Raw genomic sequence first — 17,323 nt, 5'->3', positions numbered from 1 at the left:
AGCTTTCTCTCTTTCTAATTTCTTTTCTATTATTGGTGAATGATTTACAATATCTTTTTTTAAAAAATGATCTTGTATGGAAACCAATACAAAAACACTAAGACTTATTGAACTTTTTGGAAGCGTGCAAGGAGAGACAAGCTTTAGCGGTCTTCCAACGACTTTTATTAGGCTCGCAAGCTGCAATTTAAGATGCACATGGTGCGATACTCCCTACTCTTTTGGCCGAGGAGATGCCTATAGCCTCGAAGAAATTCTAAAACAAGTGAAAGAAAACCATTTAAAATGGGTTTGTATCACAGGGGGTGAGCCATTGCTTCAAGAAAACGTTTACCCTCTAATGCAAGCGTTAATAGACCTTGGTTATATAGTTTCCCTTGAAACAAGCGGTTCGCTTTGCACTCAAAGGGTACCTGAAAAAGTCGCTATCATTCTTGATATCAAATGCCCCGGAAGCGGAATGGAGTCCAAAAATCTTTTCTCAAACCTCAACCATCTAAAAAATAATGATGAAGTTAAATTCGTGATCAAAGACGAAATTGACTATCGCTATTCTTTGGATATTTGTCGAAAATTCGGTCTATTTGAAAGAGAAAAACAGCCGCTATTCTCTCCTGTCCACGATGAGCTGGATTCAAAACTGCTGATAGATTGGATAAAAAGAGATAAAATCGCGGTAAGGCTTAATCTTCAAATCCATAAATTTATCTGGTCAAAGGATACTAAAGGGGTATGAAAGCGATTATTCTTTTCAGCGGCGGACTTGATTCGACTGTTTTACTTGCCAAGGCCCTCGAAGAAAAAAAACAAGTTTTCCTCTTAAGCTTTGATTATGGCCAAAGGCACATTGTCGAACTTAGTTCGGCTCAAAAAATAGCTTCTCATTATGGTTTAACAATAAAAACGCTAAAGCTGCCAAATGATTGTTTCAGGGGGTCTAGTCTTATAGGAGATGGCGAGGTAAGCCGTGAGATAAAAGAATTAAAAGTAAATGATATTCCGACGACTTATGTCCCTGCAAGAAATACCCTGTTTTTTGCTTTTGCCATGGGTTTTGCAGAAACCATAGACGCAAATGAGATTCACTATGGCGCCAACAAATTGGACTACAATGCTTACCCCGATTGCCGCCCCGAATTTATTTCGGCCTTTCAAAAGGTTTTAGATATAGGTTCAAAAAATGCCAATCTCGGAAAACCGATAAAGCTTTGCACGCCATTGGTTCATCTGGATAAAAGCGAGATCATTCAGCTTGGAAAAAAACTGAAAGCACCCATAGAACTATCTTTCAGCTGCTATTCACCAAGCCAAGAGGGCTTAAGCTGCGAAGAATGCTTATCTTGCAGACTTAGAAATGAAGGCTTCAAAAATGTGGATCAGTCAGCAAGGGCTCGATACCTGTAATAGGCATTAAGAACATATTGTTGAACCATTCTCTGCGTATTAAAAAAAGAGCCGTTCAAGGCGATAGCATTTAGCATAACATGAATAAAATCTTCCCTATCGCCGTAATACATGGGCAAAATAACATTATCAAGTTTATCTAAAAGAGAAATCGCGTCCTCTTGATCTTCTGAATTGCCATTTTGTTCAAAATCAAAATCATCTCCGTTCGGAGCCTTTCCGATCGCCCATCCGGTGATATTTTCTATGCACCCTTCTATCCACCAGCCATCTAAAATGCTTAGCGAGGGAACCCCATTTAAGGCAGCTTTCATGCCGCTTGTTCCCGAGGCTTCCATCGGAGCTCTCGGCGTATTTAGCCAAATATCAGATCCGGCCGTTAATAGTCTTGCCAATTTTAAGTCATAATTATCGAGATAAACGACCTTAATGTCTTCTTTCAGCTCATCCATTGCTTTAAATATGCGCCTGATGAGCTCTTTTCCTTCCTTATCATTTGGGTGCGCTTTGCCGGCATAAATAATCTGAATTTTGCCATGGTATCTAGCAATTTTTTTTAATCGTTCGATATCATAAAAAAGAAGATCACCTCTTTTATAAGCTGCCGCCCGTCTTGCAAAGCCAATCGTGAAAGCATGCATATCTAAAGCAATGTTTGTTTTCCGAGCGATATAATCGACAAGCAATTTTTTCGCTTCTAAGTGGGCGCGCCAAACATCTTCTAAAGGAATGCTTAAGGCATAGCGAAAAGCAAAATTATCATCCCTCCAATTTGGGATATAACGATCGAAAAGCTCCTGAAAAGGAGGAGATACCCAAAAAGGTGCGTAGACGCCATTTGTGATGGCCTCGATCGCATAGCCGCCGAACATTAACCTTGAAATTTCACCATGCCTTTTCGCCACACCATTGACATAATCGCTTAAATTCAAGGCTAAATAGGTCATATTGAGCATGCTCTCATGGCAAAAGACGTTTTTTAGCTCGAAGATTTCGCGCTGGCCTAAGACTTCTTTTACAAGCTCTAAGGGAAACTGATCATGGCCTGCTGGGACAGGCGTATGGGTTGTAAAAACACACATTCTTCTTACTTTGTCAATGTCTGCTTGATCAACTTCAGACCTTCCCTCTTGTCTTGCGGATTCTTCCAATAACTCGACAGTTAATAAGCTTGCATGGCCCTCATTCATATGAAAAGTATGAAGATTGTTGTAGCCCAAATTACGGAGCATACGGACCCCGCCCATGCCGAGAATGGCTTCCTGGCATAATCTATACCTTGCATCTCCACCATAAAGCTTATGGGTAAGGACTCGATCTTCTTCATCATTACCCTCTACATCGGTATCAAGAAAATATACCGGAATCACAAAACCATGCGCTGAGAGGACATCATACCTCCAGGCTTCAATTATAACCTCTCGCCCTTCTAAATTAAGGGTGACCCTGCCCGGGGTTTTAATAAGAAAATTCTCAATCACCCATTCTGCAGGCTTTTCCGATTGATTGCCCTCTTCATCAAAGATCTGAAAGAAATACCCTTTTCTATAAAGAAGGCTAACCCCAACCATAGGTACTCTAAGATCTGCTGCAGAACGTATTGTATCCCCTGCAAGGGCGCCTAAACCGCCGCTATAAGTAGGCATAGCTGATTCTAGAGCAATTTCCATAGAGAAATAAGCAATGCTTCTACTCTTTTCGTTAGACATAACTTAGCACCATGAGTAAGGTTTTTTGTGTATAAATAGCTTATTTTTAAATAAATAAATATTTATACTTTTTTAATTCAACTCAAAAGTTTTTTTAGAATAAAGTTTAATTTAAACACGATAGAACACAAATTTTAAAAGTTTTGAACTTTAAAGAGTTAAAGGAAATGGTCTCAGATCCAATTTCTAACTTGCCTTCAAAAAAGCAATGGCAAAAAGTCGGCTTTCGTCCCCACCATGGAATAGTCCTTCCTCTTTTTTCTCTCCATAGCAAGAAAAGCTCAGGCATCGGCGAGTTTCTAGACTTAATCCCTCTTATCGATTGGTTAAAAGGAACAAAATTTGATGTCATTCAGTTGCTTCCACTTAACGATACAGGAGGCCTTCCTAGCCCTTACAGCGCTTTAACTGCCAATGGCTTAAACCCCATTCATTTATCCTTGCATGACCTTCCTTTAAAAAACTTGCATCCTCCCTACCCGATCTTTCCACCGGGTTGGCAAAAAGAAATAATTGATTATGAAAAGGTTGCAAAACTAAAAACTCAATTTTTAAAAGAATACTTCGATAAATGTTTTCCATCCCTTTCAAATTCGCCCGAATACCTTAAATTCACTCAAAACCATTCTTCATGGCTTGAATCTTACGCTTTATATAGAGCTGCAAGAGAGCATTTGGGTGTTTTTGAACGCGAGAAATGGCTCTTAATTAAAAAAAATAAAAATAACCTTCAAAAGGAAATGGATTTCTTTTCGTTTTTGCAATTCCTTTCTTTTAAGCAATTAAAACAAGTGAAGGAATACGCCGAAGAAAATCAAATCTTTCTCAAGGGGGATATCCCGATTCTTCTCTCCTCTGATAGTGCCGATGTCCTTGAAAATGAAGATCTCTTTATTAAAGGAAAAGTCGCAGGAGCGCCTCCGGATCAATTTTCAGAAGAAGGTCAATACTGGGGCTTTCCTGTTTATGATTGGGAACACAAATTTGAAAAAGTTTTAGATTTTTGGAAAAAAAGACTTAAAATCGCAAGCGAGTTTTATCATATATATCGTTTAGACCATTTGGTCGGATTATTTCGCATTTGGGCCATTAATAAAGGCGATCCGGCAACAAAAGGTGTTTTCTTGCCTTCTGATGAATCGCTTTGGATTCCGACGGGGACAAAAATTTTATCTGAGTTTTTAAAAGCATCGCCTCTTTTTCCCATAGCTGAGGACCTAGGAGTTGTTCCGGATAGCGTTAGGGCAGCTCTTTTAAATCTTGGAATACCCGGGACAAAGGTTTTAAGATGGGAAAGAGAAGGCTTGCATGGAAAGTTTCATCCCTTGAATTCTTTTTCTAAAATCAGCATGACGACGGTGTCGACTCATGACACAGAGACTTTGAAAGGCTGGGCAATAGCACATCCTCATGACTTTAAAAGATACTGCCATGATGAACATCTTGACTTAAGCGAAAGCTCAGAAAATCTGCTTTTTCAAATTTTAGAAGCAAGCCACAAAAGTTCCAGTCTTTTTCACATCAATCTTTTGCAAGAATATCTTTCTTTTGTTCCTCATCTTTCAAAAAAAGACCCTTCCAAAGAGCGGATTAATAACCCTGCCGATTTTTCCTATCCGAATTGGTGTTATCGCTTTAAGCCAAGTGTCGAAGAAATATCGAGCGATAAAGATCTTTTGGCTATCATGAATGCCGTCTCAAAATAACTCTGCATCAATCGGTTAAACTATCAAAAATTGAGCTTTATGGTTAAAGTAAAGAATATCCCCTTTGTTAAGAGGTATCTTTTTAACCTTGCTCTCTTTTTTGAGACTTATTTTTTTGTCATTTCTGTGAATATAAACTCTTGCTTCCGAATGGCTCTTCGGATGAAGAGAGAGAAGAAACTTTCCTTTTTTCTCTTCTAAAACAGCATGCCTTTTTGAAATTGATTTTTTATAATCCGAAACACGCATATCCCCTTTTCTTCCAAGAACCATTTTGATGCCATTTCCAAGGGGGATGTAATGCACCGTATCTTTTCTATGGTCCTTTAAAACCATAGTGCAAGAGCCTTTTCGTAAAGGCTCAATCTGAATTTTTTTATGCGCTTCCAACCCATCTTTCAAAGAAGGGTACTCAGATTCCACTAAGGCCGCTCTATTGATTAGATTCTTTTCTAAATTTTTTTGGAGTTGGTTTGCAAGAGACACCCTATCATTTCTTTGGCAAATATAAAATATAGACTCTTGTTGATTTCGAACCACACAGTTTGATGTCGTCTGCCATGGCCTTGGAGGGATGGAATAATCTTCCACAAGAGTTAAACCATCAAAGAGAGCATCAAATTTAGTTTCAACCTTCTTCTTAGAACAAACCCCTTCGAAGGCCAAAACATTGCCTAATGTTTTTCTAAAAATTTCCCTGTCTTTTGTTTCAAAGATTTTTACGGTAATTCCTTTTTTCTTATTTAACCTAGGGGTTTTATGACGGCCTTTTGCTTCATAAACTTGTCTATTTGTTTCAGAACCATCCCCCGCATTTGCAATAATAATTTTATAGGTGCCATTTTCATAAAGGCATTCAACATTCACATGATGACCTTTCCATCCGGTCGAAATAAGAACTCCGACCTCTTCATTTTCATGGCGAAGTACTTCTTCTAATACTTTTTCAGTAAGGCTAGATTTATTTTTCTGGAAATGTTTCTTATCTTTGATATCGGAAGTCGATTTATATTTTTCCCAATTTTCGAATAAAGTCTCTTGTTTTTTTTGGATTTTTCTCTGTTCTTTGTTTCTTTGTATCAGTTTTTCTAAAAGAGACTTATCATCTAAGGATAGAGCTTCATTGGCTAAAAGGGATTCATCCAATACCAATTTCATCGCTTTAAAACCGACAGAGTCCGTTAGACCGTTTTTTTTAAGTTTTTTAATTTTTGTTAAAAGTTCCCCTACCGTCATCGATTCATCTAATTTGATTTTATCTCTTACTTTATAGGCATCTAAGAGAGCATAAATTTTTCTATATCCCTCTTTTTTATAGTCGCCCACTCGTGATTTCGGGTCTATGCTTAGTTCTACCGTCTTTTTTATAAGCTTTTTCTTAGTTATCTCCATAGAACCGAGCATCCTGAGAACAGAGGATTCAAATAGGTCTTTTGAATCGACAATGTTTGAGTTGCAAGCGACTACTTGTTTTAATTTCTCTAAATCAAAATCTTGAAGGGAAGTCCTGTAAACGAGGCTTCTTGTAGTAACATCAAATAGATCTAATCTTCCTTTAGCAAAAGTCAATACAAAAAATGGACCCTGCTTTCCAAATTTAGACTCGGCATTAATTGCAATTATAGTTTCGTCTAATTTAAAAAATCCTATTTTAATGCCATCGACATAGGAAACAAATGAGTTTTTTCTAATTCCCATAAGAGAAAATAATTTATCGGAAGCGATTTTTTCATGCTCATCTTCTTTTTCTCCCTTAAGAGCCTCTTCACTCCAATCAAATTCTTGAGTCATCCTTTTAAGGATATTTTCAAGCGTGAGCTTTTCAAAAAAAGTTTGGTAAATTATTTTACCTTCCGGTTCTTTTTTTAAGAAGACTGCATTATCGCTTCTTATCAATGTAAAAGAAGTTTCTTTTTCATTTCTTCTTAGCGCAAAAGACAGAATTTCAGATTTTGGCTGAACCTCTATTTCAATCCCTGATTTATCCATAAGGATTTCATTTTTTGTGAACCCGAGTCTAACGCACAAAGAGTTATTCATGGCGTCAATCACACCGGATTTCATCGCTTGTTTAATTGCCGGCACAAGCTCATCATAAATTCCCTCTATTTTTAATTTTTTGATTAAAACTTTCTTTTGCTCACCTTTGGCTATAATTTCAACTTTGCCATTAGCTTTTGGATATAATTTGAAGCAGATTTCGGTTTTATCAGAGTCTATCATTTTTAAAACTAGAGAGTTCTTTAAGATATAGCTGCTAAAATTTAAACCGTCTTTTGAAAAAGAAGTTTCTTCTTCTTTAAGCTTTAAATTTTCCAAGAGTTGTTTCAAAAGAAGAGAGTCTTCAGCTTTAAGATTAAAAATAGGTTCAAAGAAGGAAAGCCTCTTATCCCCTCTAAGGTAGCTATTTTCAAGGACTCTATTAACTTTATCAGCTACCTCCGAGGATCTCTTTTTCTCTTCAGAAAGTTTTTCATAATTCTTTTTAAGCTTCTCAAGCGCCTTATTTAATGTAATTTTCTCTATCTGAATTACCACTTTGCCATTTAGGTCTATAGAATCCTCAGAATCAAACTTAAAAATTCTTATATCATTTCCTTTATAACTACAAAGGGCCGTCGCATAATAGTTAAATTTTTTGGTGTATTTTTCAGAAGTTAAAGAGGGATTGACGAGTGAATTATCCAGCATATAAATCTCTAATTTTTGTTAAATTATCTTTTTATTTTAAAATAAATTCATTAAGAATCATTAAAGAATCAAATAAATTAGTTATTCAAACCATCTTTTTTTGTTACTGAAATTTTTTTAGAATCTAAACTTTGGGTTAGGGAAAAAATGATAAGGCTATTTAAGCTGTTGAAGGCATTTGAACATAAACCTTAAAAAAACTAATAAAAGGAACGCTCATGACACTCATAGAAAAAATCAATGAAGATATCAAACAAGCCATGAAAGACCGTGATCAATTAAGGCTCGACACTTTACGCATGCTGAAGTCTAAAATATTAACTGTCGATGCTAGGGGCAATCTTCCGGATAGCGAAGTGATAAAACTTTTTAAAACTTATTTGGGCAGTTTAAAAGAAGCTATGGAACTATCAGACTCTGCTAATCGTAGAGAAGCTGTCGAACGCTTAAAAAGCGAGATCGAAATCGTTCAGGAATTTTTACCCAAAACCCCCTCTCCCGAGGAAACTCGAAAAATTGTCGAACAGGCGATTATTGATTCGGAAGCTAAGACAAAAAAAGATCTTGGCTTTGTTATGAAAAGCATCATGAAGATCAATAATACTGTAGATGGAAAATTAGCTAAGGAAATAGCCGAACAGTTGCTTTCGGAATAATTTTTTACTCATTTGCTCCGGGGGTCAAGGCTTCTACCCCGGGCATTCAACTCCCCCTTTTCTTCCCAATTTTGTAACACTATTCCAATTAATTTATTTAATAATAATTATTTTAAATAAAATAAAATATTAATACAATCTTTAAAGATGTTTATTATAATTTGTGTGTTAATTAATAAAAAAACACAAAGATAATACATATGATTAATGATTTTGTCTTAAAAGCTGCTTCTTCTTTTACAAACCTAATTGGAAGAAGTTTAAATGGTGAAAATTTAAACCAGATTGGAGGAGAAGCCTTAGAAACAACTCTAAGCCTAGGCTCCGAAATTATAGAGATGCAAACCTTAAATACCTGGGACCCCTCCTCTAAAAAATGGTATGATTTCTTCGGAAATGAAAAAAAACGAATTTTAGTTTTGACAAACGGCGGCGGCGGCGGCCACTTAGCATCAGCTGAGGCTGTGAAAAAAGCACTTGGAGAATTTTTTAAAGTAAAAATTGACCATTCTTTTGATGAAATGGGCGGCAATGAACTGTTTAATACCTTTCAAAAGGGCGGACACCTCGGGATGCTTGAAGTCCTAACCTATCTTCAGCCCATCGCTGAAATTACGGCAGCCCCTATCCAAGTTAGACCTGTATTAATAGACCAAATTGAAAAATTTAAACCTGATCTCATTATCAGTGTATTTCCTATCGCAAATAGGATGACTTGGGAAATTGCAAAAGAAGCCGGCATCCCCATGTTCGTTTTAACAACAGACATCGAAGCAAGACACTTTTTTAGAGGCATAGAGAACCCGGGGAAAGACTTTCACATCGGTCTTCCTTTTTCTGACAGAATAATAACAGGACCGCTAAGTTCTCAATTCGATGAAGAAAATTTTGAGATTATAGGCTATCCACTTCGGGAAGCTTTTGGAAAAAAAACAAAAGACATGCAGGAAAAAATAGATGAAATTCGTCTCGAACTTGGAATTGGAGAAGAGGATAAGGTAGTTCTTATTATGATGGGTGCTCAAGGAGTTGGGACTGCTGTTGAAGATTACTCCAAAGCTATCGCTAACCACAAAAACTCTTTCAAGGAAAAAGTTCATGTCATTGCTCTATGCGGTGGTGAAGAAAAAAAGGAATCCACAATAAAAGCCTGTGAAGGCCACACTAACCCTAATGTTGCAGTTCATGCCCTTGGACGAAAAGACGGGGAATACATTGCGGCTTTAATGCGTATGGGTAACCTTTTGATTTCAAAGCCGGGCGGATCAACTGTTAATGAAGCTATCGCAAGCAAAATCTACACCTTATTTAACGGCGAAGCCAATAAAGCGCTTCCTTGGGAAGCAGGTAATATGGATTTTGCTATTGCAAAAGGATTTGGCGAAGAAATCGACCCTGAAAAATTTCTTGAACAAGTTGAAGCTGCTTTAGATAGGCCTAGGCCAGTTTCCATAGAATGCCCCGGAAAAAGATTTGCTATAAACTTAATGAACACTGTTTGTCGTATTTTTGAGCAAAGAGAACCCCTGTTAGAAAAAAGGGATCCTTCTTCTTTAAAAAAATTTGCTCAAAGGTTTGAGAAAATTATGGAAGGCAGCGGTTCGTTATTTGATAAATTGATTATTCTATTGAGTAAACGAGAAGCTATTGAAGCTATAAAAAATATTCTAACTGATGAGGATGTAGAGATTATTAAAACCGTAATTTCTAACTCAGAAAATATTGAAGATGCCATTCCCGAAGTCAAAGAGGTTTTACAGAAAATGCTTTCAAAAGAGGACATATTTTCTGAGCTTATTGGAAAAATTTTTCCGTCTAAAGGTAAAAATTTCTCAAAACGGTGGGAGAATTTTGTTGTTAGATTTATTGTCAGTTTGAAAGGAAAAGAGATTGTCAAGGATTACCATCCTCATATTGCAAAAGCGATATTAGAGCTTTTGAAAGAGGAAACTCTTTCTCAATTAATAGGCTAAAAAATTGCTTTCAAAAGAAGTTTACTTCTTTTGAAAGCTCTTCTCTAAAATAGAGACTGGCAGTAATTGAAAAAGATCTTTCAAATAGAGTTTATTCCCTTCGATTTCTTCATTAAAAAAAAGACCTTTAAAAGAGGCATGGCTTTCTTCTTGCGGCAAAATGATGGCCGTATCTTCCCAATCCATTTTTAAAGGATCAGATTCGTTCTGAAAAAACCTGCCAACTGTCGTAATAAAAGCTTTCTCTTCAGTTTTTCTTAAAAAAGAAAGCGCTTGATTTGCCTTAGAGCCGGAAAGCGTTAATGGAATGTAGGATCCCTTTAAGAATAAATCCTTCTGCTTTTTTCTAAAATGAAGCCCTTTTTTTAAAAGATACTGTTTGATTTTGCCGCTCTCTAAGTCACCTATGAGGTTTTTGGGATCGAAATTTTCCACTTTAAAAATTTCAGAAAGGGAATCTTTAAGCTTATTAAAATCTATCTTTTGGCGATTGTCAGGATCGACTAAAGAAAAATTCCAACTTTCGCTCCCTTGATAAATATCTGTGACACCGGGCGAGGTTAGTGTTAATACTAATAAAGAAAGAGAGTTGAGTAAGCCCGCCGTTTCAATTTTTCGAACAAAGGAATAAACCGATTGTTTAAACGTTTTGTCCCGTAAGAGGTTGCTGACAAACTGTTCTATTTCATTTTCATAAACTAAATTAGGCTCAATCCAATAAGTTTTAAGCTTAGCTTCCCTCATAGCTTTTTGTAGAAATTGACAAATCCTATCATGAAAAAATTGCCATTCATCCTCTTTGAGATCATGTAAGGGCCAAAGGCCAATTAACGTCTGATAAATAAAATACTCTTCCCTTTTGTCCGGAGTTCCATTTTTCTTATATCCCGCACTCATTTCAGAGAAGGAAAAAAGGGTTTCTTTCCAAATTTCAGGAATCTCGGTTAAAACCGATAAACGGCATCTGACATCGGCAGAATATTTGCTGTCGTGGGTTGAAGTGGCTAAAAGAGAGTTTGGGAACGAGCTATTCACCCAAAGATTATGTTCATGAAAATCATCTTTATCCTGGCCATAATAGTCATAAGAAAGGCCCACCTCCGATAAGCATAGTAAAGGAAAAAATCGGTAGATGGCCGTATCTTCAATCCCTTTTGCCATAACAGAGGGGGTTGTTTGTTGAAAGCGCATGACAAAAGCATTTTCAGCTTTTTCCTGGTCTAGAAAACAACTTTTAAAAGCTTCCCATTGCTTTTTTGGAAGTGACAAAAACTTTTTCTCAAGTTCATTAAGCACCTGTTTCAAAATAGCCATGTCTTCTTCCTGATAATCCCCTTTTCTTAGGTAGGTTCGATAGATCGGAAAGGATAAAAGAAGCTCCATAATAATTTCTTGAGCCATTTTATTGTCAATCCCAAGATCCAAGGCACTAAATTCTTTGATCAGTCTATTCACTTCAGATTGAAAAGGATGGTCTAAAACAAATTTGCGAGACTCTCTTTCAATCTTTTCTTTGGAGCTAAAATCATTTGTAAAGGTTTGATAGGTTTCAAGAATGGCATTTTTATTTTCTTTTTTTAAAAATAGCGTTTGAGATTGAGCTAAAAATTCATAGCCTGTGGTACCGCTAAACGACCAATCTGTTGAGAGCTTTTCTTTAAAGCCAAGAATCTTTTCTGCCACAAGATAAATGTCTTTTTTTTCTTTTAATTTATTAACATAACCCTTTGGATCATAAAGTCCGTCAATGTGATCTATTCTTAAACCCTGAATCCAACCCTTATCTATCCACTTAAAGAGAATTTCATGAACCGCATCGAAGACTTGCGGCACCTCCACCCTAAGAGCTGCTAAATCAGTAATATAAAAAAACCTTCTATAGTTAAGATCAACAAAGCCTCGATGAAAATCTGAAAGCAAATAATGTTGGCGAAAAACAAGTTCGGGAAAGGCTTTTAAAAAGGGAGTGCTTTCTTCACAAATGGGGTATTGAGACTCAAAATAACAAAGTTTTGGAGTATTATCGAAAGTCTTAACCTCAATTTCCCCTTTCTCTAATGCTTTTTCTAGAGGAATCCCGAGGAAGGGAACCAGAACTTTACCTTTAAGTTCCTTTTTTTCAGATTGCCAATCGATATCAAACACTTTTGAGTAAATAGATTTTTCACCCCGAAAAAGGATATCTTGCCACCACTTATTATCTAAGCTTTCTACGCACATATGATTTGGGACAAAATCAAGAAGAAGACCCATCTCTCTTTTCTTTAATTCTTCCGAGAGTTTTTTTAAGTCTTCTTCTGACCCGATTTCTGAATTGATACTTGAAAAATCAACGACATCATAACCATGCAAGCTTTTTTTCCGAGCTGCAAACAAAGGAGAAAGGTAGAGGAAATCAACCCCAAGTTCCTGAAAATAATCCAGTAACCCCAAACAGTCCCTTAAGCCAAATAGGTAGTTTAGCTGTAAACGATAGGTTGAAACAGGCACGCGATGCAAAACAACCTCTTAAATATAAACCGCTTAAATTTAACTTATTTTTGGTAGCTTTAAGTAACTTCACGATAGCTCAATTAAAAAAAAATAGGTAAATAAATTGCGATTATGAAAAAAACTTTTGATATGTTAGATATCTAAGAAAATTAGGGACTTTAAAATATGGCGGAAATGATCCAATCCGAGGGAAATCCTGTTCCCTATGGGGCGAGCTCTCAAGAAGGCGGTGTCAATTTTGCCCTTTATTCAAGGCATGCTGAAGAAGTAACCTTGCTGCTTTATGATTTAGAAAGAAAAGTCATTGGCGAATTTGTTTTCGATAGAAACAATAACAAAACAGGCGATGTTTGGCATACCTTTATCACAAATATTCCGGATAATAGCTGCTATGCTTTTAAGATTAAACAAAAAGGCCGATATACAAAATTTTATGAAAATGTCGAAACCCCTGTTTTAGACCCTTACGCCAAAGCTGTTTTTGCAAGACAGGAATGGGGGGATGATAAAGTTCCCTATCAGCCTCTTGGGTGCATTTTAAAAGACCCCTCTTTTGATTGGCAAAATGATAAGCCTCTCAAAATCCCGATGGAAGAAACAATTATTTATGAAATGCATGTTCGAGGGTTTACAAAACACTCCTCAAGCAATGTCAAAGATGCAGGCACCTACCTTGGAATTATCGAGAAAATCCCTTACCTGTTAGATCTTGGTGTCAATGCCGTTGAGCTTCTTCCGATCCACGAATTTAACGAGTGCGAGTTTAAACGCTATAATATCTTTAACGGGTCAAGGCTATTTAACTATTGGGGCTACTCTACAGTAAACTTTTTTTCCCCGATGAGCCGATATGCAGCTTCGAAAGATTTTGCTTCATGCGTTAAAGAATTTAAAACTATGGTTCGTGAACTGCATAAAAATGGGATTGAAGTCATTTTGGATGTTGTCTTCAACCACACCGCCGAAGGAAACGAATTTGGGCCAACCCTTTCCTTTAAAGGGATCGACTTACCTGTTTATTACATGCTGGACTCAAGATCCAAATTTATGGACTTTACAGGATGCGGAAATACTTTTAATTCCAATCACCCGATTGTTCGTGAAATGATCATTGATTGCCTTCATTATTGGGTTTCTGAAATGCATGTGGATGGTTTTCGATTTGATTTAGCGACCATCATGAATCGGGGAACTAAAGGAGAAGCTTTGGGGCTATCTCCACTTATTGAAGAGATCAGTGAAGACCCATTGCTTGCAGACACAAAATTAATCGCAGAACCGTGGGATGTCCAGGGTTTATATAAGCTTGGTCAATTTAATCCTGATGAAGAGAGATGGAGTGAATGGAATGATCAATACCGCGATACCATGCGGCGATTTATCAAGGGGGATAGAGGTGTCAACCGCGATTTTGCGAGACGGTTTTGCGGATCGGATGATATTTTTGGGAATAGATCTCCAAAAGCATCGATAAATTTCATTACTGCCCACGATGGTTTCACGCTAAGAGACCTTGTTTCCTATAATCAAAAACATAACTCTGCTAATGGGGAAGATGATAGGGATGGTAATCCTAATAATTTAAGTTGGAACTCAGGGGTTGAAGGTGAAACCAAAGATCCCGCAATTTTAAGGCTTCGCCTTCGTCAAATGAAGAATTTCCACCTTGCTTTAATGCTGTCGCAAGGCGTTCCCATGTTGCTTATGGGAGATGAATATGGTCATACTCGCTATGGCAACAATAATAGTTGGTGTCAAGATAATGATCTTAATTGGTTCCTTTGGGATGAGCTTGAAGCTAAAAAAGATTACTATCGCTTTTATAAAGGCTTAATCTCCTTACGAAAAAAATACCCTATTTTTAGAATGGGTCGTTTTCTAACCAATGAAGATGTTGATTGGCATAGTAAAAAACCCTACTTTCCTAACTGGGAAGAGGAAACCAAATTTATCGCCTGTACTTTTAAAGATGATCGTGAAAACGGTCATTATTTTTATGCGGCTTTTAATGCTTGCGAAACAGACACGCAAGCACAACTCCCACAGCCCCCAAAGGGCCAACGATGGTATTTGATTGTCAATACAGCCAATACAAGTCCGGATGATTTATTTGATGATGATGAGAAAGCCCCGGTCCTTGCTTCAAATAGATTTCCTGTAAAAAGACATTCTTCGATTTTGCTTAAGGCTTTTTAAGAAAGTTATCCAAGTCATTTCTTTTATGGAACATTTTTCCATCTGATAAATGATTACAACAAAAGCTGCAGGCCTTTTTTGAATATTGAAATTTATTTGGGCATGCCTTGCCAAGTATATAGTAAGAATAGCTTTGTCTAATTTTTTACCTTTCCAAAGCATGGGTCTAAAAGAGCATCAAGAGAAATGGGTTCTTCTCTTTGGAAAAGTCTGTTTGCAAACGCATGGTCTTGAAAAGATTGAAAAGGCTCATAGTAGCCAATTGAAAAATTTTCAACTTTTGGGTTATTTTCTTTAAAATCTCCAATTAAATAGCGGATCCAAAACCTGGGACAAAAATATCAGACTTCTCGATGAGTCTCCTCACCTATTTCTTCTAACCCCTCTAAATGAATTAAAAGATCGGGATTGGTTTTAATTAGAAAATCTCTTGCAGCACCAAAAGCTAAAACTCTAATAATGCTTTTCTGCGATTGATTTTTGTATAAATTTCTGATAAGTCATAAGCTCGGCTTGCGAGTAAAGACAAAAAAGGACATTCATTTTAGAAGGTTTGAAGGACCAGATCCCCAATAAAAAAACAATAGAGTTATAGCTTTCTATTATTTCTAGTAAAAATTCTATTTTTAATAATTAATTTTCTAATAGTACGGAAAATCCATGCAGATCTTACAAAGTTCTTCACAATCTCAAACGCCTTTGTTTAAACTAGAGGAGGTTGAGAAAACCAACCAGAATTATGCAAGTTTGTATGCTGGGATGACCCTTGTCATGGGGCTTCCTTTTCAAGATTCTCGAATGAAAAATCTGATCCAGGAAGCCCAAGAACTTATTAAAAAAGTATTTGTGATTTTTGAGTTGGAAAAAGCTTTAGTCCTTTATGATTCGGATTTTCAAGTGCACGCTACTCTTATTGAGATACAAAGAGAGAAAGAACCTCAAAAACTTTTTAGTTCTCTTCTTGAAGAAAGGGGGAAACCAAAGTCGCCAGAAAAAAAGACGTTTATGGATTACGCCCCCTCTATTATTGAAAATAGCCCCCCTTTCGAAATTTCGTTTAATGGAGAAACTTCTTTAACGATTACTGAGTCAGGACAATTTTTGCTTATTGGAAAAACAAAAGAAAATTCTCTTTTAAAAATGAGATCCCTTTTTTATGAACGAGGAAAAATTCTACATCGTCATGGGTTAAATGACGTTTTTTATTCAGTCATAGCTTATTCAAAACCCTTAGAAGGGTTAGAAAATAGCGCCTTTCAATTAACCTTAAGAAGAACTATAGAGGCTTTTTCAAGACATTTGAACTTCTCTCTTACAATAGACTCGCTTAGACTTGTCCTTTTCAAAGGGTTTCTTCTTGATCAACAATCTTGTCTTTGGAGATCTGAAAAATTAAAGCTTGGCTCCGCTTTTCCTTTTTCAGAAGAAGCCTTAATGAATAAACTCACCGAGCTTCAGGCACAACCATTCTTTTAAGTTATAATAATTTTTCCTTACTGTTATTAACAAATTAGTTAATAAAATTTAAGGATAATTATGGAAACACCAAATTATACAAGTGTCGTGCCAGATGAACTAATAGCTGCGATTTTCTTTCATCTGTCTCCAGATGAGCTGAAGACTACCCGCCTCGTTTGCCTTCGTTTTGATCAAATAGTAAACTTTCTCTTAAAGACTAATGAATATGCTATTATCTTGGCTCAAAGTCTTCTTGGAAGAGTGCGAAGGAACGCGAAAGATAACGAAGTTCTTAAAGAAATCCATGAGGTGATTGATTTTGTATCGGGATATTTTCCTCTAAGCTATGAAAAACCAAAGAATAATAAAGAAATTTTATCTATTTTAAGAATAGCTATTGAAAGAGTGAGTGAAGCGCTCCTTTCAAAGCCCACGATCAAGCAAAAAAAACTTTCGTACTGGTTTAAGGAGGAAAATGAGTTTGAACTATCCTCCATATATGCCTATTGTAACGATGAGAGAAGTTTGACTTCCAAACACGCCGCATTCCGATTTACCCTTAGCAAACTAAAAAAAATGTCCAGGTCTATCCCTCAAGAAAGTTATATTCTTCCCCTTGCAATCCAAGCCGGTTGCAATTTAGAAACCATTCAAGCCTTAGTCACTCATAAAGCCCCTATCAATGTAGAGTTGCCCGCCTATCTTGGGGGTGAAGTAGGAATTATTGAATGGTGCATTAAACTAGGGGCCTCTCAGGAAATCATAAAATTTCTAATAAAGAATGGGGGAAGTTGGGGCGCGTATCCAAAAGAGTTTCTCGCAGATGCTGAAATTTCTGAAGATGTATTTAACGAATTAAAAAAAATCCCTTTTCTTAGGAAACTTAACTAAAAATATTCGATCGATTTAATCTAAGAGTGAAAAATCTTCACATATAAGAAAGAAGACTTTTTTTTACTAATTAAAATAGGTGAAAAAAAATCTTCATAGCCTAAATATAAAAAACTTGAGGGCAAAAAAAAGCCCTTACAGAGAAC

The 17,323-nt window shown here is 36.5% G+C and carries 12 protein-coding genes; 9 read left to right on the top strand and 3 right to left on the bottom strand.

The window, feature by feature from the left end; all coding sequences use genetic code 11:
• Positions 1-76: 76 nt before the first annotated feature.
• Both CSEC_RS10840 and queC read left to right on the top strand, forming a co-directional pair.
• Positions 77-736: a radical SAM protein gene (locus tag CSEC_RS10840; protein WP_041018507.1), complete on the top strand. Its 660-nt coding sequence runs from the start codon at positions 77-79 to the stop codon at positions 734-736.
• Entirely contained in the window at positions 733-1,404 is a 672-nt protein-coding gene (gene queC, locus CSEC_RS10835; RefSeq protein WP_053332016.1) for a 7-cyano-7-deazaguanine synthase QueC, read from the top strand. Before CSEC_RS10840 ends, queC begins: the two co-directional genes overlap by 4 nt.
• Here the strand turns inward: queC and glgP are convergent.
• The gene (gene glgP / locus CSEC_RS10830; RefSeq protein ID WP_041018506.1) at positions 1,377-3,113 is read right to left on the bottom strand and encodes an alpha-glucan family phosphorylase; all 1,737 of its coding nucleotides are present in this window, start codon (positions 3,111-3,113) and stop codon (positions 1,377-1,379) included. The two genes, queC and glgP, sit on opposite strands and share 28 nt — an antisense overlap.
• A gap of 167 nt (positions 3,114-3,280) precedes the next feature.
• On the opposite strand from glgP, the gene CSEC_RS10825 reads away from it, so the two are divergent.
• Entirely contained in the window at positions 3,281-4,819 is a 1,539-nt protein-coding gene (locus CSEC_RS10825; RefSeq protein ID WP_041018505.1) for a 4-alpha-glucanotransferase, read from the top strand.
• A 15-nt stretch (positions 4,820-4,834) separates the two neighbouring features.
• Here CSEC_RS10825 and CSEC_RS10820 read toward each other — a convergent pair whose 3' ends face one another.
• Positions 4,835-7,510 (bottom strand): FHA domain-containing protein, encoded by a 2,676-nt coding sequence (locus CSEC_RS10820; RefSeq protein ID WP_041018504.1) that lies wholly within the window; start codon positions 7,508-7,510, stop codon positions 4,835-4,837.
• A 218-nt stretch (positions 7,511-7,728) separates the two neighbouring features.
• On the opposite strand from CSEC_RS10820, the gene CSEC_RS10815 reads away from it, so the two are divergent.
• Complete coding sequence (locus CSEC_RS10815; RefSeq protein WP_041018503.1) at positions 7,729-8,166, top strand: GatB/YqeY domain-containing protein; 438 nt, start codon at positions 7,729-7,731, stop codon at positions 8,164-8,166.
• Positions 8,167-8,366: 200 nt separating this feature from the next.
• Positions 8,367-10,139 carry a glycosyltransferase family protein gene (locus CSEC_RS10810; protein WP_041018502.1) on the top strand — a complete coding sequence of 591 codons (1,773 nt, stop codon included), beginning with the start codon at positions 8,367-8,369 and terminating at the stop codon, positions 10,137-10,139.
• Positions 10,140-10,160: 21 nt separating this feature from the next.
• Here CSEC_RS10810 and treY read toward each other — a convergent pair whose 3' ends face one another.
• A complete protein-coding gene (gene treY, locus CSEC_RS10805) occupies positions 10,161-12,629 on the bottom strand; it encodes a malto-oligosyltrehalose synthase (RefSeq protein WP_237559241.1) in 2,469 nt (822 codons plus the stop codon).
• Positions 12,630-12,797: 168 nt separating this feature from the next.
• Between treY and glgX the strand changes: the two genes are divergently transcribed.
• The 4 genes from glgX to CSEC_RS10785 all read left to right on the top strand — a co-directional run bounded on the left by glgX (position 12,798) and on the right by CSEC_RS10785 (position 17,177).
• Entirely contained in the window at positions 12,798-14,828 is a 2,031-nt protein-coding gene (gene glgX / locus CSEC_RS10800) for a glycogen debranching protein GlgX (RefSeq protein ID WP_041018500.1), read from the top strand.
• A gap of 133 nt (positions 14,829-14,961) precedes the next feature.
• Positions 14,962-15,126 carry a hypothetical protein gene (locus tag CSEC_RS13185; RefSeq protein ID WP_154017693.1) on the top strand — a complete coding sequence of 55 codons (165 nt, stop codon included), beginning with the start codon at positions 14,962-14,964 and terminating at the stop codon, positions 15,124-15,126.
• Positions 15,127-15,488: 362 nt separating this feature from the next.
• The gene (locus CSEC_RS10790; RefSeq protein ID WP_041018498.1) at positions 15,489-16,304 is read left to right on the top strand and encodes a hypothetical protein; all 816 of its coding nucleotides are present in this window, start codon (positions 15,489-15,491) and stop codon (positions 16,302-16,304) included.
• Positions 16,305-16,364: 60 nt separating this feature from the next.
• Positions 16,365-17,177 (top strand): F-box protein, encoded by an 813-nt coding sequence (locus tag CSEC_RS10785; RefSeq protein WP_041018497.1) that lies wholly within the window; start codon positions 16,365-16,367, stop codon positions 17,175-17,177.
• Positions 17,178-17,323: the final 146 nt, after the last annotated feature.

It is taken from the genome of Criblamydia sequanensis CRIB-18, from assembly GCF_000750955.1.
Lineage (GTDB): Bacteria > Chlamydiota > Chlamydiia > Chlamydiales > Criblamydiaceae > Criblamydia > Criblamydia sequanensis.
Note: the sequence above shows the minus strand (reverse complement) of the source record. Positions and strands in the feature narration are given on the sequence as shown.